This window comes from Photorhabdus sp. HUG-39 (assembly GCF_963878365.1).
Classification (GTDB): domain Bacteria; phylum Pseudomonadota; class Gammaproteobacteria; order Enterobacterales; family Enterobacteriaceae; genus Photorhabdus; species Photorhabdus kayaii.
Map to the genome: position 1 here is coordinate 1 of NZ_CAWNWY010000029.1, position 20,824 is coordinate 20,824.

Below are 20,824 nucleotides of genomic sequence, written 5' to 3' on the forward strand. Positions count from 1 at the left end.
GGGATATAAGTTTTTACCTGATGGATTATGACAACTGGAGTCGGCCACATCAGTTCAACGAGGGGGTGCCACCGGCAAAAGCTGAGGCTCTCTCTAATTTACTGTCCGGAATTAGTTGACCACTACAAGCGCTGAATTCATACATCTGATTCAATTGTCGCAGGGAAAAGCTGAACAGCAATTCGGCGACTTTATCATTCCGACACAGGAACCTGACTGGCGACAGATAGAGAAAAGCGCACTTGCTCTGCTAGCACGCAGCAAAGATCTGCACATTATTATCCTGCTCATGCAAGCCTGGTGCCGCCAATACGGCTTGGTTGGATATGCACAAGGTCTGATGTTATTGGAACAGACAGTTGCGCGTTATTGGGAAACCTTGTGGCCCGCCGTAAAACAAGATGGTGAACCAGACCCACTGATGCGTATTAACGCATTACAGGGGCTAGGTGATGGTTTTGCGCTGGCTAAACAGGTGCGTCTGTGCGAATTCGCCCGCAGGAATGGGATAATCCTCACCGTGGCAGATATCATGAAATGTCTGGATGGCAGTAACACGGAAGAGAGTCCATTTCCCGGTGGGATAGATCTTCTGATTGCTGAATTACAGCAAGGTGAAGCACCGGTGATAAAGCTAATCCCACAAATAGCCGCCACCCTGCAATGCCTGATTAACACATTACGTAGCCATCTTGGTGACAGTGGTCTGCCAGATATGCGCCGTCAAATGGCAATATTTCACCATCTGGTACAGCTTCTCGCCCCGCAACCCGATACTGCTCAAATTGAGGAGGATAGCCAACATCCCCTACCGGGCAATGGTAACAATACGCACCAACCAAGCCTATCCAATAGCTGGCAGCCATCCAGTATCCAGAATCGTGAACAGGCTCAACAAGCGCTGGAAGCGGTACGGCAGTACTTTCTATTACATGAATCCAGTCATCCAGCACCATTGATGATTGCACGAGTGAAACATCTCATTAACCAGGATTTTATGAATATTATGCGCAATCTTGCTCCAGAGGCTGTCGATCAACTTGAACACTTTTTGGGCTGTAAAAAGCAGACATAACGCGAGCTGAGGAGACAGCAAAATGGGGGGTAATACGCTGGAAAAGCCGCTGTTACTCCGTCAATGACTCATAACTACTGATTTTGTCGATGGAGAATACTATGTCAGGATCAAACAGCGGGCAAAAATTCATCGCCCGTAATCGTGCACCACGAGTACAAATTGAATACGACGTCGAACTATACGGTGATGAACGTAAGGTTCAACTCCCTTTTGTCATGGGAGTGATGTCGGACTTAGCTGGAAAATCTGCTGATCAACTTCCTCCACTCAGTCAGCGAAAGTTTCTCGACATTGATGTTGATAATTTCGATGACCGCATGAAATCACTACTCCCAAGCGTTGCCTTTCCGGTGGACAACACCTTGAGCGGTGAAGGGAAAATTCAAGTCGCTCTCACTTTCAACACAATGGATGATTTTCTACCTGATGCGATAGCACGTCAGGTTGAACCACTTAATCAGCTCCTGGAAGCACGTACTCAACTGGCTAACCTACTGTCTTATATGGATGGCAAAAGCGGAGCCGAAGAGCTAATCGCGACTATCCTACAAGATCCGGCATTACTGAAATCGTTAAGTACTGCACCGCTGAACAACACAGAATCCACAAATCCAGCAGCAAAACAAGAGCAGGGAGACAGCCATGAGCCAGCCTGAAATCCACTTAGCTGGTGAAAACTCCAGCCAAACGACTCACTACAATCAGAGTGAACTTAATGCGTTACTCAGGAAAGAATTTCGCCCTAAAACAGATCAGGCACGCCTCGCCGTGGAAAACGCCGTTAAAACTCTGGCACATCAAGCGCTGGAAAACAGTCTGACCTTATCGAGCGACACTTTCAGCACCATTCAGGTACTGATTGCCGCCATTGACAACAAACTTTCGCAACAAATCAACGAAATTCTCCATCACGCTGATTTTCAAGCACTGGAGGGTGCATGGCGTGGTCTGCTCTATTTAGTCAGCAACACGGAATATGCTTCCTGGAGTAGTCTGCGCGAATCGGAAGATGCTCGTTACATTGGCTTGGTCATGCCACGTTTTCTGGCACGTTTACCTTACGGTATCAGCACTAATCCCGTTGAAAGATTCGATTTTGAAGAAAAAACCGCAGGAGCTACCCACAGTAACTATGTCTGGAGCAATGCAGCCTATGCGATGGCGGTGAACATTAACCGTTCCTTTAAAGAATATGGCTGGTGTGCATCCATCCGGGGCGTCGAATCAGGCGGAGCAGTGGATAAACTGATCTGTCACACTTTTCCGACAGATGATGGTGGTTTGGATATCAAATGCCCAACGGAAATTGCTATCAGTGATCGTCGTGAAGCTGAGTTAGCAAAAAACGGCTTTATCCCGTTGGTTTACCGTAAAAACTCCGATTTTGCGGCATTTATCGGCGCACAATCACTGCAAAAACCTGCGGAATATATGGATGCCGACGCCACAGCAAACGCTAATCTGGCCGCTCGCTTACCTTATCTGTTTGCCTGCTGCCGATTTGCACACTATCTGAAATGTATTGTGCGTGACAAAGTGGGATCATTTCAGAGCCGCGACGACATTGAACGCTGGCTAAATAAATGGATCATCAACTATGTTGACGGCGATCCCGCCAACTCCTCACAACAGACCAAAGCGCGCAAACCACTAGCAGCGGCTGAAGTACAGGTCATCGAACAGGAAGATAACCCCGGATATTATCAAGCCAAATTCTTCCTGCGTCCCCACTATCAACTGGAGGGATTAACGGTTTCCCTGCGGCTGGTATCAAAACTGCCCTCTCTAAAACAGAGTGGTGGTTAATTCTGAAAATGACTAAATAAGGAATGTGATCATGAACAACAGCATCTATTTGGATATCAAAGATGTCTCCGGTGAATGTAAAGATAGCAATCATCCTAACGGTATTGATGTGCATACCTTTGAATGGAAACTATCACAACCAGTAGAAACCGGTAGTGGCGGTGGTGGTGGCAGCGGACGCGCCAAAGTACACTCTCTGGTGGTCTATGCCCGGATGGATAAGGCAATGCCAACGTTAATGCAGAAATTAGCACAAGGCGTTCATCTGCCGGAAGTAAAGCTAACCATGCGTAAAGCAGGAGGCGAACAACAAGAGTTCACCACGATTACGCTTGGTAGTGCATTGCTTGACAGCATTGAACTGGTTGACTTTAACCGCGATATTCCACATTTAACAGAAGGTTCAACAGCCATTATACCCGGCACTATTGGCGTGAAATACAGCTTTTCACCAAATATCGCCAAAGTGGTTTATAAAGAACAAGATAACCAAGGAAAAAGTGGTGCCAATGTAGAATTTAATTGGGATACCCAAAAGAACACCAGTAAATAAGAAAACACGCACTGATAACTAAATCAGTAAAAAATAACCTTCCGCCCGGAATACGCTATGTTCGTATCCTTTAGGATGCTGCATCCCTTTTTCGTGGCGGAAGGGTAAATTATTACTCAATATAATAAGCAACGTTGTTATGAAAATAACCCTTATCAATCCTCCATCAGGCAATATGGCAGCCAATAGCAGTCATATTTTTTATCCTCCCGGAGGAACTATCGGCACCAGCGAAAATAATCATTTTGTGTTGCCAGATCTAAATAGTTGTATTTCGGCATTACAAGCCAGTATAAATATTTCTGCCCAAGGTGTCTGCACTATTACTAATATTGGAACGGCCTTCATGATGATTAACAATATTCCATTAGCGCGTGGAGAAACCGCATCTCTGCAAGAAAATAATAAGCTCAAAATTGGTGATTATTATCTAACTGTGAACGAAATAGAAATGGAAAAATATCATTCCGTCAAACAGGAAATAACAAAAGCCGATCTTTCTGAGGCGGTATGGGATGAATTAAATACAACATTACCCGCCAAAGAAAACCAAAAAGCGAGTGATCAACTCTCTGCGGCCAATTTTTCGTCACCAGAAACAGAGATCCTGCAAACTCTTGATCAACTCGCTACCCGCCCTATTGATCCAATAGAACTCTTTACCACTCAATGCCAACGCACCAACAGTCATGCCCTGTTTCAGCCAAATACCTACCGCTCTACCACACCGCTACAGCTATGGGAAGAGCAGATAAAACAACTCGATCCATTATGCCTATTCAAAACAGAACCCTCCGCATCTACAACCAACGACATGACCACACCACAAACATACCCCATGTTAGGCGGACATGAACAGGCAATGAAAGAAGCACTTTTCTATTGTCTTAACACCATAATAAATCGCTTTGATCCGTCCTACGACGAAAACAGTGTCCCGGCAGCCCACTTCTGGCCCCTGAATAACACACAACACCGTAAAGCAAGGTTATGGGATAACTTTACTGACCGTTATCAACAAACCACCGAAGAGATACGCCAACAATCGTCAACGTTATTCAACGCTTTTTTCCTTAGCGTTTACCAACAAAAATTAAATGCTGTTTTCGACAGCAGTGATGATTAATAACAAAACCAAAGAACTTTTGGAGAAAGATAACGGGTATAAACCAGTTAATAACAAAGTGCCGACTTCTGGGTTAGCACTTTGCGTAATAATGGATTATATAACAGACAGGTTGATCTCAATATTCACTACCCAAAAATTCTATCAGCTCAATATACACAGTTTTCCTACTCATTATTTTAGCCCGCCAAACCAATATCACTATTAACTTCAAATTTGCTCGTGATGCAATTGCTCACCATAGCTCACAACTATTTTTCTCAACAGATCATTTTCTATGAAAATTAATCATCTCACTTATATATAATAAATTATTAAAGTAATAAATGAAAAATACAACTAAAAAACAATAAAAAGTACGCTCAACGCTTTGAGGCTTATGTAGCTCCATGGTTTACAATCAACAACCCCACGACTTTAAAACCTGTTTTGCAACCTTTGAAAAGATCTCAGCCGATATATTGGTTCAGGTAAGTTTCTCATCAGTTTTCTAACTGTATTATACCCTATGGATTTCAAGATGCATCGCGATAGCAAGGGAGCAAATCCCCGGGAGCATAGCGAACGATGTGACCGGGGTGAACGAGTGCAGCCAACAAAGAGGCAATTTGAAAGATAACGGATATATAGGCTTAAGTTTTTATGCACATATGGCAATCTCAACAAAAATAACACTGAAATGCCGCATTCTCCCAAGCGACTTTCAATTGCGAATAACGTTGATTCTCCATCGTTGCCGTCAGCAATTTACGACTCATCTGCGGCAATAAAATATTAGTAATAATGGAATCAATCCTGCGAGCACCAGATTCCTGTTCCATACAACAAGCCATAATCTGTTGTGTCACTCGGCGATCAAATTGCGCTTCAATACCATAATTTTCCCACAGGCGTTGGGCTACCCTCGTCAATTGCAATTGTACAATCTTTTCCAGCATTTCATCACTCAATGACAAGAAAGGAATGACCGTCAGACGGCCAAGTAGAGCGGCAGGAAATATCCGTAGCAGCGGTTGACGTAACTGCTGCGTCAACATTTCCACATCCAGCAAACCATCCTGCCGGGTACAGGCACTGATAACCTCCTGACTACCCACATTCGAGGTCAGTATGATTAACGTATTGCGGAAATCAATGCGACAACCTTCTCCATCTTCCATCCAGCCTTTATCGAACACCTGAAAAAACAGCTCATGTACATCAGGATGTGCTTTTTCCACCTCATCCAGTAACACCAAACTGTATGGATGCCGTCGAACAGCCTCCGTCAGCACGCCACCTTCACCATAACCAACATATCCCGGCGGCGCCCCTTTCAACGTTGATACACTGTGTGACTCCTGAAACTCACTCATGTTGATAGTGATCAGATTCTGCTCACCACCATACAGATTTTCAGCCAATGCCAACGCTGTTTCGGTTTTCCCTACCCCAGAAGGGCCACATAACAGAAATACCCCCACCGGCTTATTGGGATCACCCAAGTGTGCACGCGCCGTACGTACCCGTTCACTGATGATACTTAACGCATGTTGCTGACCAATAACCCGTTGCTCCAAGCTATGTTCCAAATTCTGGACAATGCTGATTTCATTTTTCACCATCAGGCCAAGAGGAATTCCAGTCCAATCCGCAACCACGGCTGCAACACTGTGGGCATCCACTGCGACCGTAATTAATGGCTGTTCCCCCTGCAATAAACTCAATTGTTGTCGGCAATTCTGTAATTGTGTCTGCCAAGACAAACGCGGCGCATCATCTGCCGACATTTCATCATCAGCAATGAGTTGCTGGCATAAGCTGATAATCTGCTGAGCCAACCGCATTTCATCCTGCCAACGCTGTGCAACCTGCTGCTCTGCCTGCAATTCATGACGTTGATCATCAAGCTGTGCTAAACGTGCACTATGATCGCCATCGCCACCCAGTTGCTGTTCACGGCAAACAATCTCATATTCAATCTGAAGTGCATCAAGCTGACGGCGGTAATCTTCCAATACCGCCGGCTGGCTGTGCTGACTGACCGCTACCCGCGCGCAAGTGGTATCAAGCAGCGCTATTGCTTTATCGGGCAACTGGCGGGCCGGAATATAACGATGAGAGAGCGATACCGCAGCTTCTAACGCTTCATCCAGCAATAACACGCCATGATGTCGCTCCAGTTGTCTGGACAGGCTACGTACCATCTGTAAAGCTAATGCTTCGTCCGGCTGTGCAACCTGCAACACCTGAAAACGTCGCGTCAACGCCGGATCTTTTTCAATGTGCTTTTTGTATTCTGCCCAAGTGGTCGCCCCAATAGTACGCAACTGTCCACGCGCCAGAGCCGGCTTCAACAGGTTCGCCGCGTCACCTATTCCTTGTGCGCCACCGGCGCCAATTAGCATGTGAATCTCGTCAATAAATAGAATAATGGGAACTGGGCTTTGTTGAACCTCGTTAATCACCGCCTGCAAACGTGCTTCAAATTCTCCCTTCATGCCGGCCCCTGCCTCTAAACGGCCAATATCCAACGACCAGAGCTGAACATGGCACAATGACGGTGGTAAATCACCCGATGCAATCCGTAGCGCCAACCCTTCTACCAGCGCCGTTTTACCCACTCCCGCCTCACCAGTAATCAACGGATTGTTTTGCCGACGACGTAACAAAATATCAATCAGTTGGCGGATCTCTTTATCCCGTCCGACGACCGGATCAATTTGTCCAGCTCGCGCCAGTGCGGTCATATCCTGTGCATAACATTGCAGCGCACTGTCGGACGCAAACTGCTTCTCCCCACTCTCTGCCGCTGCGGTTTTCATTAGGCTGTTTTCCGTACTGTCGCACAGGATATGGGTAAAATCCTGTGCCAGACTCTCCGCATTAATCTGAGCAAACTGAGCAGAAATCGCCAATAGATGTTGGCGTAGATTAAAGGTGGTTAACAGTGCCAGCAATAGATGCGCCCCTCGGATCTCACTTGCCGCAAAGGTCACAGAACTACATACCCAAGCCCGTTCCACGGCTTCATCAATATGGGTAGAGAGATCGGAAATCGCGCTGGCTCCACGCGGTAATGTATCCAGCGCTTGTACAATATCCAGCGCCATTTGCTGTTCATCCAGCGCAAAATAGCCCATGATCTGTTGCAGATCACCCGCTGCCTGCTGCATCAGTTGATGCAACCAGTGCGCCAGTTCCACATAAGGATTGCCCCGCAATTTACAAAACGTGCTGGCTCTGTCCAAAGCTCGAAATAACGGCGCATTCAGTTTATTAAACAGTGACTGGCGATTGATATCCAACATAACATCCTCGTCCATATTGGTAGATAAAGAAAACAAGTACAGTCTGCTATGACTGCGCAGGGTTATCTGGGCTAAAACAGAAATCACTGCGATCGTGATGGTGGATATTCAGCCCTAGCCAGCAGCTCTGCCCTAGAGACTGAGCGCTTCCTAGCGAACATCCTTGATAATGTTGATGATCCAGCGTAACTCTGAGCTTCCAGGCATATTCAAGGCCGACATAACACCGAACCCAGTCACACAATTGCCGCAGCTCATCACAACAGGATGTTGCAAACCGTGAAGCCGGTAAGAAACGCTGATATACCAGCCAAGAGAGCGGCCCAAGTTCCAGACAAAATGCATATTGCACATCAGCCACCGCAATACCGAGACGAGTAGTACTGCCTAACCGAGCACCAGCATGACCATTGTGCAACCGCAACTGATCATCACGCTTTATCGTCAACCAATGAAACTGGTTTTCATGCAATGTCACCGGCAAGCCAAAGTGGTAACGTAGCAGACACAACAGGCCATCTTTAGTTACGCGACTGGCGGGTCAGATGCCCCACCATATAGTGGTGTGTCCGCTGGTGCCGGAGGCAATGGCCCCTGCCGATCAGGCTGGCAAAAAAATAATCGAAGCGGCGGTTATCACTGCGATCAAAAGAGAGGCAAGGTTGAGCATCCGCCCATGCACGCCAAAACAGAGTGATTAGACGGTGCTGAAACAGATTGAAAAAGGCACTCAACGCATGATCTTTATGTTGCTTCTGACGTTGCCAGGCAAACTCGGTGACATGTAAAGGCAGAGGCCCATTCGGGCCAAACAGGCCAAAGTTATTGATATTAATCTGATAACAAGTGCCATCTGGATAAGGGACGATGGCCGCAATTTCTGCTGGCGCAAAGCATAATGCTGGCTGTTGCCCCAAACGTAAGGGTTCATAATGCAGTAAAGGTGAACGCCCCAGTGGATAAGGTGAACCTGACTGGCATGAAAACGTAATAACCGCCGTAATTCCGCTTCACCTTGTTCAGTGGCGCAATTCTGCAAGCTGAAATAATTGAACTGTAATTGATTGATCAACTGCCAGCAGGCACTACTCTCTGCCAATGCCGGACGAGGTTCAGTAGGGCCTTTACGCAACCGCACAGCAGCAACGGGAACTGAATCCTGCATCACCAGCCCCTCTTGCGCCTGTCGTTGCAGTAATAAAGGTAGATCACGGTTGGTACACAGAACTTCCGCACTGAGATATTTCAAATCGCTGCGCCAAGGCGGATGATGCTCATCAGCCAAAGAGAGATAGACCTCACTGCCAAGATAATCAGAACGCATGCCATAACGGTTCACATGTTGTGGCAACAGACGCGATTCACGGCGGATAGAAAAATACCCCGCATTAACTAACGCATCACTACATTGGGTGCGATAAAGAGGATGGAAAATATAGTCGTCGCTGTCATGCTGAGTACCAATACCACGTAATGCTGTGACAGAAAAAACCTCATAATCAAGCGGACGCATATTATCGACCACAACATGGTATTCATGTTGCTGTTCATTGAGCGTCATCGGTTCAGCGGTACGGGGAAAAAGATTGATAGCAGGGGTACAATGTAGAGCCAAGTGGCTAACATCCACCACCTTTTCCAACTGTGGCGAACGTACATCCAGCAGGATCTGAATTTCCAATCGCTGTTGTTTACCGGCCTGCGCCAGCAACGGCTGCAAGCCACTGATGCTGAAAAACTGGAAACGGGCCGGAAAGGCAAAATATTCCTGCAACAGGCGATACGCTTCGACATTACGCAAATCAACGGGCAACAACGCCTGCTCGGCAGTAACCCCCTCATGACGCAGCGACTGAGGAGGCAACAATAACCGTTGTACAGTACTGCCGGGGATTTGGCACAATACCCCCTGACAATGCACCATCAGTAACTCTAATAGTTGTAAAGCGGGAATATCACCGCCACTGAGGTAGAACATCAACGCATCACATTGCAATTCACCCAATGACACATTGTCAAAGCACGATAACTGAATACGCAAAGTGCCCTGCGCCTCAGCACCGCCAAGGGCAGAAAAAGGAATATCCGCGGATACGCCCCCCAATTCCACCTGTAATAAACGCAACGGCTGCAAAGTCACATCCTGCGCGGTACGATAGCGGCAACTGATCCCCTTCTTTTTCAGTGCCTGACTTTCCATCAATGAACTACGCGGCACAAGAAAACCTTTACTCAAATCCCCCTTAGTGGGATCTGGTTGTAATTCAACAATTGCCATTGAAGGCAAGCCAGCAAGATAGTTAGGATAAAGCGCTTCTAGCAACTGGGCAGAGAAACGAGGAAATTCAGCATCCATCTTGAGTTGAATACGCGAAGTCAAAAAAGCAACGCCCTCCAGCAAACGCTCAACGTAAGGATCGGTAATGTCATTGCCCTGCATCCCTAACCGCCCGGCAATGCCAGGATAATAACGGGCAAATTCATCTCCCATTTCACGCAGCCATGCCAACTCGCGATTGTAATACTCCAGTAATTTTTCATTCATGATTTACCCTCCATCCACCAGCTCAAAATGCCCGTTTTCCAGATCAACATGGCTACTGAAAGTGAAGGCTAATGGGCGAGAAAAACCCAACAGATGTCCTCGGATTTCAAAACAGAGAATATTGTGAGCATTCAGTTGCTGATCACCCCGCATTCCCGTGATGATTAATTCCTGCGGAATAATGCGCGGTTCAAAATGGATAATGGCTTCACGTATCGCGTACTCAATACTTTCCCAGTTCACCTGAGAAATAAACTTTCCGGCCAGCGCCCGGATGCCAAAATTTAACGTACTGGTACTAACATGCGGCCAGGATGAAAGATCGACTCCAGAGGAGTAATGATCGCAGTTAAGCAGAGCCTGCAAATTATGCAGTACCGAAAGACGAAGCTGTTGAGCGCTATTACCAAATGATACCTGTTCCCCATCATTGCTATTCTCAGTCAGACGCTCAAGCAACATAGGACAAGTCTGATAACCGCCATAGATTGCAGGAGAACGGCATACCTCGGCGTTTTTCTCTGGTATTTTGCTCATTATTTAACCCATATGAATCTGTTCAGAATCCACTTTTGTCACTGCCTGCGACGTAATGATGGTATTACGTGCATGTAAGCGTACATAATCGCGGGCCTGACAATCCAGTTGCCCAACACGTACATGCTCTGCCTGTTCGACCTTACGCAATACGCGCTGGCTGATTTGAACCACGGTTTTCCACAATGCTTCCACACGCCGGCCAAGCAGACAGGCCACATTGACCCAAGCCGTCAATTCATCACCGCTGTAACGCATATGGGTGATATGGCAATCACTCTGTTGCGCACTAATCTGCACAGATTGACTATCAATAGTGATCTGTTCAGCACTGTGGAGCATCAATTCTCCTTGCGGAGCAATATGCAAATCTCCCGGAACAGTGAGCGTCACCGGTTGCTGTTCATCTGCCCGACTTAACACCGCCAGCACCCATAGCCGATGGTTATCATCACCATGAATCAGCACCTCATCACCGATTTGCGGTATTAACAAACAACTGATGGCGACACCACATTGCCAGCCACGCTGCTGATACTCCACGACCACTTCCCCTGTTGGCAAAGTATTAACAACTTGCCCGACAGCCTGTTGAGGAAGATTAACCTCCAATAGAAATGATTTTTGCGTTGCGTTCATAAATAAAAATCCCGATATCCCGTTAAGCGCTAACCACGCGCATTCCATGTTTCTGCCGCAAACAGTGCCTCATCTCGCGCCAGAATCCCCCGACGATCAGAGAAGCGACTGCCCTGCTGACAGGCCCGATGCATCAATGTGCGTTTAAAACGCGCCTGGCGCAGATCCGCATGACTGATATCCGCCCAACTGAAATCGGCATAACTCAAATCGCAGGCGACAAAAGAGCAGCTATTCGCTTGCGCATAGCGCCATTGACTCTGGACTAACATGCTGTGGGAGAAATCTGCTTGATGTAGACAGGCCGCAATAAACTGGCCATGATTGATTTTTGCCTGCCGGCACTGCGCTTCACGTAAATCACTTTCAATAAATAGCGCCCCTTCGGCCTCTATCTCATCTAAACAGGCGCCACGCAGTGATGCGCCTTTAAAGCAGCTTTGCGTCAGTATCGCCTGCCGAAAATCGGCACGATCCAACGGATTATCAGTAAATTGGCAAGCCAAAAAGGTGAGCCCTTGAAACTTCCCTTCGCGCAGATCACAATGGGCAAACACCCCTCGTTCAAACCGGCTGCCTGTAAAGGTCACGTTGCGTAGATCCATACCGAACAAAGTCAAACTCTGACAATGGCAATTATGTACAGTACCGTTATGAATATCACTATCGTACAAAGTGACTTTATCAAGTGTGCTGTTGACAAAACGTGCACGATTAAGCTGGCAAGAGATGAAATAGGTAGAATTTAGTGCAGCATCTTGCAAAGAGAACTGTTCCAGTTGGCAATCGTGAAATATACAGTTATCCAGATGAGTGCGATCAAAGCAGGCTTGCGACAAATTACATTGCTGAAATGAACACCCTTTCAGCGTCATCCCCTGAAAAGAGGTATATGATAACTGACACTGCTGAAAAACGGTCTCATCAAGTCTGCAACAACGGAACTCAACGCCTTCAAAGGTAACATTAACAAACACCATACCAGCCAGATCCCTCTCTGCCAGCAACTCACTCGTCAGAGATACATCCTGAATGATTTCCCCTTGGGAAATCAGCGCGCTCAATTGTTCCGGCGTTAAGGTTTTCATATCAATTTGCCTCCGGCACATGGCAGGGTTTTGCACTGATCAAGCAAAGCCCCCTGCAATTGCGTATTCACATCAACACTGGATTGAGAAATATCGGCACGAAACAGATTGGCACGACGCAAATCCGCGCCCGCTAAATGGGATTTTTGCAGTAACGCGCCCATCAGATTAGCGTCCTGCAAATGACTATTGGTCAATAAGGTGCGAATAAACAGTGAATGACTGCCATTGACGGCGCTCATTTGCGCAAAACTGAGATCCGCTTCGCTGAAATCACAGTTTTGTAGTACCGCCTCTGAAAAGTCAGCCGCTTCAAGCAGAATGAGACGAAAATTACAACTGGTCAGCCGCGCATGCTGAAACAGACCAGCACGAATATGCGTTGTACCGGTAAACACGCAACTGTCTAAATGGGCATGCTGGTACTGAGCATGATCTAACGCGCTGTTTAGAAAAGTACAACTTTCCATCACCGCATGGTTGAAACGAACTGCGGTAAAGCCACCATTGATGACCGTCACACGCGTTAAATAGGCATGGCTAAAATCCAGCGCTTCCGGTATGAGATCCATAAACAGGCAGTTTTCCAACCGCGCCTGAGGGAAACGACAATGATGCAACGTACACTGACGTAACGTAATATCACTTAGAGCAGCTTGGGAAAAATCACACATGACCAGTTCTGCCTGTTCCAACAACACACCGCCAAGACGTGCCCCGATAAAATAACCGTTGTGGCACTTCGCTCCGGTCAGGGAAGCATTATTCAGACAAGCCGCATTTAGCGAAGTGTTATTCAATGAGGCATAAGCCAGCATGGCTTCACTGAGATCAGCTTCATCTAAACAGCAGTTATCCAGATTGGCATTTTCCAACAGAGTATGCTGTAGATTAGCTCGCCGCAGATCCAAACCAGAAAGATCAGCACCCGTTAGATCCATCCCACTGAGATCGCGTTTTGTTGCCATGCAAGCCATCACATGACGACGTAACACCTCAGCCTGTTCACCCTGTAATCTGCCTGCCGGCGGACGTGTATCCGCAGATAGCAAATACATCTGATGTAAACTACGCTGCGTACGTTTCAACACCTCTGGTGTTTGGCCTTCCGGTGTTTTCTGTGACTGTTTATGCAACAAGTCCAGCATACGGTAGTAACTCGCCGGGCCAGTCGGGGAAGCACTGGCACGTTCAGCCGCTGCATATGCAGCACTTTTCTTCTGAACCCGCTGTTGTATCCGTTCTGCCTGTCGTTCCAAGCTGGCAACCAGCTCCGGTAACTTATCGGCAGTGAGCGCTTTTCCCTCTTTCTGAGGCAATTCTGCAAGCAGTTGATTAATATCCTGCTCTTGCTTCTCACTTCTCGTCTGATGCCGCCGACGCAAATAAGTTTCACGCCTTGTCATCGTCTCTGCCAGCGCACTGGGGGTAACCTGTACGTCATTATCTATCCAAGGCGCAATCAGGCTTTCATCCATCAAATCCTGTTCTCGCAGGGTAAAAAGCGCCCCCTTCTCTTTCTCTGCCCGTTGCGCCATCACCTGTTGGTAATGAGCAACCGGCCGCTCAGCCTGTGCCAACTCCATCGCCACCAGCATTTGATGCACATCCACTGCATCATCTTCATTAATTGGACAAGCACCGTGCCAAATGAGTGCCATACGTTCCCGATGAGGAATAAACCATACCGTGGTAGCACGTAAGTGAAGCTCCTCAAAGCGCATTTCTCCACCACGCTGACGCGTGATAAAACAGCGTGCTTGCCAGCAAGGTAACGTTCCCTGTTGTACGGCTTGAGTGGGATGCATATTCCAGATACACCAAGTGGCGCCCGACGGCAGACAGGGTTGTCCGCTCAGCCATTGATCCGATCCGGCCATATTGAACAGGTGCCAATCTGTATCGCGGGCAAAACCGGGGAATTCATGCGCCAGCCACTGCTTATCGTATTTTTTTCCCATCATGCGACTACGTTGCGGCCAGCTAAAATCAAGGGGGGAGAAACTAGCTGGCTGCACACGCTGATGCAGTGAATGTAGCAGTTGATCCGGATGTTCAACATTAGGTAATGGGTGCCACAATACCCCCTCACGAGTAACAGGTTCATCTCCCTTACCCAACGGGTTTTCTGCGGTACAGTGACCGCCAAAGGCATTTTGCCAATCGAGGTGCATCTTCTCGAACGACTGTGGCGATGAAGGATGCCCGTTCCGCTATTTCTTCAGGGGTTAATGTCTGCAATGTCATCAGCTTCTGCTGTGCCTGATTATTGGGATCGTTGCTTTCTCGATTGAGATATAGGCTGTCGCCATAGATGATCTGCTTGCCGGCATCGAACAGAATATTACCCAAGGCATGATGGCTGATATCTTCTCCCGCGTGCTGGTTAATACTCTGGCTGACCTGCGTTTCTGATTTACCTTGAATACGTTCATACCTGCCACCCGCAATAAAATCTGCGCGTCCACCGGCGCCGATAATCGCAGTCTTCCCCAATTGGAAAGTTTGTATATCCGGCATCATTTTCAGGGTATGACACACACCATGATGCTTGAGATGAGTTTCGCCTTTTATCTCCTGAGCTAAGACACCATCAACGGTGATATTTTTATCGTGCTCAACGGAGATATTCATGTCGCGTTCGGCGTGCATGGTGAATGATTCACGTCCCGGCGCATCTTCGAGGAACAGAAAACTGGCATTTTCTACTCCGCCTTTCTTACTGCGGCTCATAAACCCCATTCGGGTTGCATCATTGGGTAACTGCCAGGGTGGCATGCACTCCTCATTGTAAACTCGCCCAGTCACCAACGGGCGGTCCGGATCGCCGTTGATAAAATCAACCACTACCTCTTCACCAATACGTGGAATTTGTAAGCTGCCATATTTCCAACCAGCCCAACTGCTAGAAACCCGCACCCAACAAGAACTTCTATCATCCGGCTGGCTATATCTGTCCCAACGGAATTTCAATTTGACGCGACCATATTTGTCGGTCCAGATACTTTCCCCCGCCGGACCAGCGACTTCCGCCGTTTGTGGACCATAGGTTTTCGGCCAAAGCGTTGTCCGTTGCGGACGCCAAATAACATTAGCGGGTATTGCGTGAAATGCGGCTCGGAACGGTCCTTGGTCCCAACAACTCCCATCCAATTCGTCATACAACGTACAGTCATATAATTCATATTCCGCATGCGTCACCAGAAAGGGCTGTGTATCCGGTGGACAAGGGCTGTTTTGTAAAGTAAAAGTACATCCCGGCGCTAATCCGCATGCTGTTGCCTTGCCGTACATCTGTTGTTGCCGCGCTTCAAATCCCTGTTGGCGAACTTGCGCATAAAACTGACCATGCTGATTGTCGATATAGCGTCCCGGCCATTCAAAAACATCAGCCTTATTAACCGCACATGATGCTGGATTACTGCATATTTCCAATAAATGCGCCCGAGGTTTACGGAAATCATAATCATCCAGCGTATAAACTCGTGGCGTAATTTCCTGTGCTGTGCGCCAGCACATAATACCTTCCTGGTGATCAACCACACCGGGTCGTGTTGCTAAATAGGGGATTTGGACATAATCATCATTAAATGGCTGATGGGCATTTGGCGAGTCAGCTAGAATTAAAGTATGTCCCTTTTCATGATGCCTGAAATAATAGTAGATGCCTTCGTGTTCCATTAATCGACTGATAAAGTCAAAAGTACTTTCCTGATATTGGACACAATATTCCCATTGACGATAATGGCTACTAAGACGATTCTCTATATTAACATGATATTCTGCCAACAGACCGGCAATAATATCCGGCACACTCTGCCCCTGCCAAATACGGCAGTCACGGTTTTGTGTCAAATACCAGAGCGAAGGATGCAGCGTGAAAATATATAACTTATCATTTTCTTCCTGTAAATGATGTCCGACATATTCAATACGGGTAATATCACCATGTAGGAAACGGGAACCACCCTGTATTAGAGGGATCTCCAAAGCCATACTTTTACCCAACAATGACTTCATATCGAGATCATGACATGGACAAAGAAACTCTACTTTAAACTGATACAGTTGCGACAAGGATTCACTGCCAGTTAATTTTCTGAAATGCAATTTATTGCTATCAGACCTATTAAGCGGTATATGCGCCACAATGCGGACATCTGTACGATAATCGGATGTATGACTCACCATAATCTTCTCCAATAAAACAGACTTGTCTCACTGTCAGGGAGCAATACTCACGCTGACCTTCTCAGGCGATAATAAACCTTAAAGATCTGAGCAGAACATCAGGTGATAACATGAAATTGATGATGATTAAGTAAAATGGAGCAACAGATGATACGAAATTCAAAAAACGAGTGCAGACAACAAAGAGGCAACTTGAAAGATAACGGGTATAGATTATATTGAAGGTGATTATTCAATATAACAGGGTTGGAATCATGAAAAATTTATTTGTTATTATGTTACTTCTCTCCGTAATAACCGGGTGCTCCGGTAAACATAACTCAAACAGACAAACACAAGCAGAAGAGGGATTGAAATTTGCCTTTTCATCCGGTGGCAATTTTATCTTAACTCACGATTGTACCGATAAAATCGATTATTTAGGGCCAGATGAAGGGGGGAATGACCAGATAGAGATAACGATAAAAAACGATAAACAATGTTTTGCTCACTTTGATGCTTTAATCAATAAAAACATCGGCACCCAAATGACAATATCATTTAAAGGTACTCATCTTGTCACGGCAACTATTCAAACTTCTTTAAGTCCTTCATTCAGAATGGGGGTAGAAGATAAAGAACAAGCTACGAGCATTATAAACGCATTAAAAAATTAAATTGTTTTTGATATTAAAGTAACCGCATCCTAACTCGAAATCTCCGCCCAATATTGGACGGAGATTTCTGGCAATGTTTACTACAATATATTGACTACAAAGAAATAACCCGTCGTGCAGCTCCTATCGCACTGGTTCCATAGTCTATCGCATTGGCGATCCCTGTGGTGGTCAGGACCCTGCCTCTAATCTGATTACCAATCATGCCAGCAATATTATCTATACCACTGCCGATAGCACCTAGCCCTCTGGAAATCCAACTGTCTCTTCCCATCACTCTGTGCAGACCAGTTCCAATGCCACCGGCAAGCCCGCCGAGAACACTAAATATAGGCTCAAAGACAGGTCTGGCTACACTGAAATGTACTAATTGTCTGGCTAAACCGGCGGCATATGGGCTGACAGCCCGGCCTAAGAGCCTACCCAAAAATCCGCCACCTATTACTCTGTTGATCGCCATTTCCGCCCCCAAACCCGCGGCATAACCCACCGCGTAATTCGCTAAATGTCCGGCGGGGTTACTGGCGACATCTAAACCAAAACCAATCCAAGAGCCATAATAGGTGCCAATACCGGCATGAATCCCGGCTCTGGTACTCCCTTGCGTACCAGTGATCATCCCACCAGCAGCCCCACCCGCCGCTGCCCCGATTTCATGTGTAAGGGTAGAGGAAGTCCCCAGCATGGTATCAATGGTGCCTACCGCACTCCCGGCCCCAATAGCGCCACCTATCCCACGGTCAGCATTATTTATCCATGATCCCACAGCCCCTGTTACCGCCCCGGCGGCTGATGCAACACCAACACCTTGTGCCCGCGCACCATAAGCCGCGGCTGAACTCGCCCCGGCAGCCGCGCCCGCCGCTGACTGTACTAACGTCGATTTTCCCTGTACGAGTCGAGCAAGTAATGCTCCACCCTTTTCCAGAAGGCTACCTACGTTATATCCCATCAATGCGCCAATCCCTGCGCCTACGGCCGCAACCCCCAGAATGACGGGAATAGCCGCACCAGCCGTACTGGCAATGGCAGCCGCAAGCCCCCCAATCGCAATCCCGCCGGCAATGGCTCTGCCAATTTTTTGTCCCCGTCTCATTGACGCAGACATTCCCTCATCAGGTTTACGAAACAGAAATGAAGCAAACCAAAATGTATTCCGATTTCGGTTCGGAGACGGTGCTAATCCGTCATGGTCAGTCAATGTGATGGGGTTATTCCTCACCATCCGGTACAAATTCAGCCCATCCACGGTTCCCGCCGGATCAACACTCAACCATCGGCCCACCCAAGGCTGATAATAGCGGTAGCCGTAATAATATAATCCGGTGGCATCCCGCTCTTTACCGGAGTAACGAACAAATTTGTAGCTGGCTTCTGTCTGATTTTTCGCTGCCCATAGCGCGGTGCCGCCATACGGATAATACTCTTCCTGACTGAGAATCTGCCCTTCGCTATCCAGTTCAAGCTGGCTGGAGCCGAGCAGATTATCGTAACTGTAGCGCACCTGATTGTTATCGATATCTGCCGGTTTACCGCTTTCCCAGTGTAATACCCTTACCTGTGCGCGACCCGCTTCACCGACTGTAATCACCTGCAAATTTTGAGTTGTTTTATCTACAACTCCAGTTATGCGCAGCTCTAATCCCGGAAGATAAGTCACCCGTTGTACTTGAGTGCTGTTACCCGTCTGCTGTTCACTCACTTTTAGCAGCCGCACGCCATCACTGCTATAACGATACCATTCACTATCACTGCTATTTTCGCGGCTCACCGGGGTTACTCGTTGCAATTCACCACGGAGATTCCAATCCAGATTTTGTCCTGGTATTAACGTTTTCTGATGACCGCCGGAATCAAATAGCGCATCCACTCGGGTTGGATCTGTCGTTAATGTACTCAATACCGTCCGGTTACTGCGGCTTGAAACGGTCATCTCTGTGGTGTAACTATTTTGAGTCGCGGGTGAACTGTGTCGGATCTGAACCAAATTACCGCCACGGTCATAAATATAGGTACGAAGGTAATTGGTATAAGTGTTGTTGTCTGTAGGCACAGGCATGGCGGGTGAGGGAAGTTGGTTGCTTTGCTGGCCGATATTGGCCATTTCGCGCCCTGTCGCACTCATAAGCTGATACAGAGAATCATAAACATAACGGTTCTCAGGCTCCACTTTTTGATTGCGCCAAAAGCGGGTGGCTTCGGCATCATTATGGATACTGACGACATTCCCCACCGGATCATACTCATAGCGTAGATCCTGCAATACTCTGGCTCCTGATTGACTCTCTTCGGCACGGAAGGTGGTAATACCAATCAAACGTTGAGTTTCCGGTTCATAACTGTACTCGGTAATCACGCCGTTACCATGCTCTTCACGCAATTTATGACCTGCGGCTGACCAGCTCAGAGACTTAACAATCACCTGTTCATTCTGGCCTTTCACGGTCAACCAACTCCCTTTTAACTGACCGGCAATGTCATAAGCCAGACGCTGAATATTGCCTTTCGCATCGGTTTGGGTCAGTAAAGCCCCTATGGCATTGGTTGTACTTTGTGTCGTATAAACCTCACTTGCCAGCATCCCCTGCCAAACAGTTTCATCGTCACCGCTCCAGTTCACCTCCTGCCCTTCAACCAGCAACTGGTGAGATTGGGATAAAATAGCCCCAGCCAGTGACTGACTTATCAACCTAGTAACGCCCGCTGTGTCATAGTGGCGTATACACAAGCCAGAGAGGTTATACTCTTTCTCCTCTGTAGTATTCTCAGCCCAGATAAAGCGCTCTGTTACTTGAGAAGTTTCCTGATCAAAAACTTGTTCGCTCACAGATAACAAGCGACCGGGCAACGTGTTGCCTTCATAGCGACGAGTCTGACGAACACCCGCCGCATTCATCGTCATTACCGGACGACCTTCAATATCATTTAATGCAACAGTACGGCCAGCATCGACACTCTCTATCCGCAAAGCATTACCAACCAAATCATGCTGCCAGACAAAATTAGGCTTCACCGAGTTATCAGCCTGTTTTGCATCATACAAGCGTGGGTCAATGCTGTGATTCAGGTGTCCACGGACATCATACTGGTAACGGGTGACGCGGGTATCAGTATCCCCGCCGATTACAATACGGTGAAAACCGATATCACGAATGGACAGACCGCGATTATCTAACACGCTGACCGCTGGGGTTTGAGTATAAAGAGTGGTATCAGACGTACTCATATCATATTCCTTCTATTTTGTTTTACAGCTTCCCTTCCAATGAAATGGAGAAAGATCGCAAGATTGATTTTAGGTATGACAGATCCTCT

Annotated in this window: 15 protein-coding genes and 1 pseudogene; 6 read left to right on the forward strand and 10 right to left on the reverse strand. The window is 47.3% G+C overall.

From position 1 onward, the window contains the following. The first annotated feature begins 115 nt into the window (after window positions 1-115). The 5 genes from AAC155_RS17155 to AAC155_RS17175 all read left to right on the forward strand — a co-directional run bounded on the left by AAC155_RS17155 (window position 116) and on the right by AAC155_RS17175 (window position 4,563). The gene (locus tag AAC155_RS17155; RefSeq protein ID WP_113043472.1) at window positions 116-1,075 is read left to right on the forward strand and encodes a type VI secretion system protein TssA; all 960 of its coding nucleotides are present in this window, start codon (window positions 116-118) and stop codon (window positions 1,073-1,075) included. Between the two features lie 101 nt (window positions 1,076-1,176). Next, window positions 1,177-1,734: a type VI secretion system contractile sheath small subunit gene (tssB, locus tag AAC155_RS17160; protein ID WP_113043473.1), complete on the forward strand. Its 558-nt coding sequence runs from the start codon at window positions 1,177-1,179 to the stop codon at window positions 1,732-1,734. Then, window positions 1,721-2,884, forward strand: a complete 1,164-nt coding sequence (gene tssC / locus AAC155_RS17165; protein WP_113043474.1) for a type VI secretion system contractile sheath large subunit — start codon at window positions 1,721-1,723, stop codon at window positions 2,882-2,884. Before tssB ends, tssC begins: the two co-directional genes overlap by 14 nt. A 31-nt stretch (window positions 2,885-2,915) precedes the next feature. Continuing rightward, window positions 2,916-3,437, forward strand: a complete 522-nt coding sequence (locus tag AAC155_RS17170) for an Hcp family type VI secretion system effector (protein ID WP_113043475.1) — start codon at window positions 2,916-2,918, stop codon at window positions 3,435-3,437. A gap of 139 nt (window positions 3,438-3,576) precedes the next feature. Then, window positions 3,577-4,563, forward strand: a complete 987-nt coding sequence (locus tag AAC155_RS17175; RefSeq protein ID WP_113043476.1) for a type VI secretion system-associated FHA domain protein — start codon at window positions 3,577-3,579, stop codon at window positions 4,561-4,563. Window positions 4,564-5,222: 659 nt separating this feature from the next. On the opposite strand, the gene tssH is transcribed toward AAC155_RS17175, so the two are convergent. The 9 genes and pseudogenes from tssH to AAC155_RS17220 form a co-directional block, all read right to left on the reverse strand. Further along, on the reverse strand, window positions 5,223-7,853 hold the full coding sequence (gene tssH / locus AAC155_RS17180) for a type VI secretion system ATPase TssH (RefSeq protein WP_113043477.1): 2,631 nt from the start codon (window positions 7,851-7,853) through the stop codon (window positions 5,223-5,225). Window positions 7,854-7,899: 46 nt separating this feature from the next. Further along, the gene (locus AAC155_RS17185) at window positions 7,900-8,364 is read right to left on the reverse strand and encodes a type VI secretion system baseplate subunit TssG (RefSeq protein ID WP_158536592.1); all 465 of its coding nucleotides are present in this window, start codon (window positions 8,362-8,364) and stop codon (window positions 7,900-7,902) included. A gap of 10 nt (window positions 8,365-8,374) precedes the next feature. Then, window positions 8,375-8,770, reverse strand: coding sequence for a type VI secretion system baseplate subunit TssG (locus AAC155_RS17190; protein ID WP_262405166.1), 396 nt, complete (start codon window positions 8,768-8,770; stop codon window positions 8,375-8,377). A gap of 56 nt (window positions 8,771-8,826) precedes the next feature. Next, a pseudogene (gene tssF / locus AAC155_RS17195) lies at window positions 8,827-10,398 on the reverse strand (type VI secretion system baseplate subunit TssF); the annotation flags it as partial. A 3-nt stretch (window positions 10,399-10,401) separates the two neighbouring features. After that, complete coding sequence (gene tssE, locus AAC155_RS17200) at window positions 10,402-10,935, reverse strand: type VI secretion system baseplate subunit TssE (protein ID WP_113043480.1); 534 nt, start codon at window positions 10,933-10,935, stop codon at window positions 10,402-10,404. 3 nt (window positions 10,936-10,938) lie between these two features. Continuing rightward, window positions 10,939-11,574 carry a DUF3540 domain-containing protein gene (locus tag AAC155_RS17205; RefSeq protein ID WP_113043481.1) on the reverse strand — a complete coding sequence of 212 codons (636 nt, stop codon included), beginning with the start codon at window positions 11,572-11,574 and terminating at the stop codon, window positions 10,939-10,941. Between the two features lie 29 nt (window positions 11,575-11,603). After that, window positions 11,604-12,662, reverse strand: a complete 1,059-nt coding sequence (locus AAC155_RS17210; protein ID WP_158536593.1) for a pentapeptide repeat-containing protein — start codon at window positions 12,660-12,662, stop codon at window positions 11,604-11,606. Continuing rightward, window positions 12,659-14,836: a DUF2169 family type VI secretion system accessory protein gene (locus AAC155_RS17215; RefSeq protein ID WP_113043483.1), complete on the reverse strand. Its 2,178-nt coding sequence runs from the start codon at window positions 14,834-14,836 to the stop codon at window positions 12,659-12,661. Before AAC155_RS17215 ends, AAC155_RS17210 begins: the two co-directional genes overlap by 4 nt. After that, entirely contained in the window at window positions 14,775-16,850 is a 2,076-nt protein-coding gene (locus tag AAC155_RS17220) for a type VI secretion system Vgr family protein (RefSeq protein WP_205068571.1), read from the reverse strand. The genes AAC155_RS17215 and AAC155_RS17220 overlap by 62 nt, the downstream gene beginning before the upstream one ends. Window positions 16,851-17,107: 257 nt before the next feature. Here AAC155_RS17220 and AAC155_RS17225 point away from each other — a divergent pair, with 257 nt between their 5' ends. Beyond that, the gene (locus AAC155_RS17225; RefSeq protein WP_113043485.1) at window positions 17,108-17,509 is read left to right on the forward strand and encodes a hypothetical protein; all 402 of its coding nucleotides are present in this window, start codon (window positions 17,108-17,110) and stop codon (window positions 17,507-17,509) included. Window positions 17,510-17,603: 94 nt separating this feature from the next. On the opposite strand, the gene tccC is transcribed toward AAC155_RS17225, so the two are convergent. Then, on the reverse strand, window positions 17,604-20,735 hold the full coding sequence (gene tccC / locus AAC155_RS17230) for an insecticidal toxin complex protein TccC (RefSeq protein WP_113043486.1): 3,132 nt from the start codon (window positions 20,733-20,735) through the stop codon (window positions 17,604-17,606). Window positions 20,736-20,824: the final 89 nt, after the last annotated feature.

Coding starts and splice junctions, on each gene's coding strand:
- tssB (WP_113043473.1), top strand. CDS start 1,177: ATGTCAGGATCAAACAGCGGGCAAAAATTCATCGCCCGTAATCGTGCA.
- tssC (WP_113043474.1), top strand. CDS start 1,721: ATGAGCCAGCCTGAAATCCACTTAGCTGGTGAAAACTCCAGCCAAACG.
- AAC155_RS17170 (WP_113043475.1), top strand. CDS start 2,916: ATGAACAACAGCATCTATTTGGATATCAAAGATGTCTCCGGTGAATGT.
- tccC (WP_113043486.1), bottom strand. CDS start 20,735: ATGAGTACGTCTGATACCACTCTTTATACTCAAACCCCAGCGGTCAGC.
- AAC155_RS17215 (WP_113043483.1), bottom strand. CDS start 14,836: ATGCACCTCGATTGGCAAAATGCCTTTGGCGGTCACTGTACCGCAGAA.
- tssE (WP_113043480.1), bottom strand. CDS start 10,935: ATGAGCAAAATACCAGAGAAAAACGCCGAGGTATGCCGTTCTCCTGCA.
- tssH (WP_113043477.1), bottom strand. CDS start 7,853: ATGTTGGATATCAATCGCCAGTCACTGTTTAATAAACTGAATGCGCCG.
- AAC155_RS17225 (WP_113043485.1), top strand. CDS start 17,108: ATGAAAAATTTATTTGTTATTATGTTACTTCTCTCCGTAATAACCGGG.
- AAC155_RS17205 (WP_113043481.1), bottom strand. CDS start 11,574: ATGAACGCAACGCAAAAATCATTTCTATTGGAGGTTAATCTTCCTCAA.
- AAC155_RS17210 (WP_158536593.1), bottom strand. CDS start 12,662: ATGAAAACCTTAACGCCGGAACAATTGAGCGCGCTGATTTCCCAAGGG.
- AAC155_RS17175 (WP_113043476.1), top strand. CDS start 3,577: ATGAAAATAACCCTTATCAATCCTCCATCAGGCAATATGGCAGCCAAT.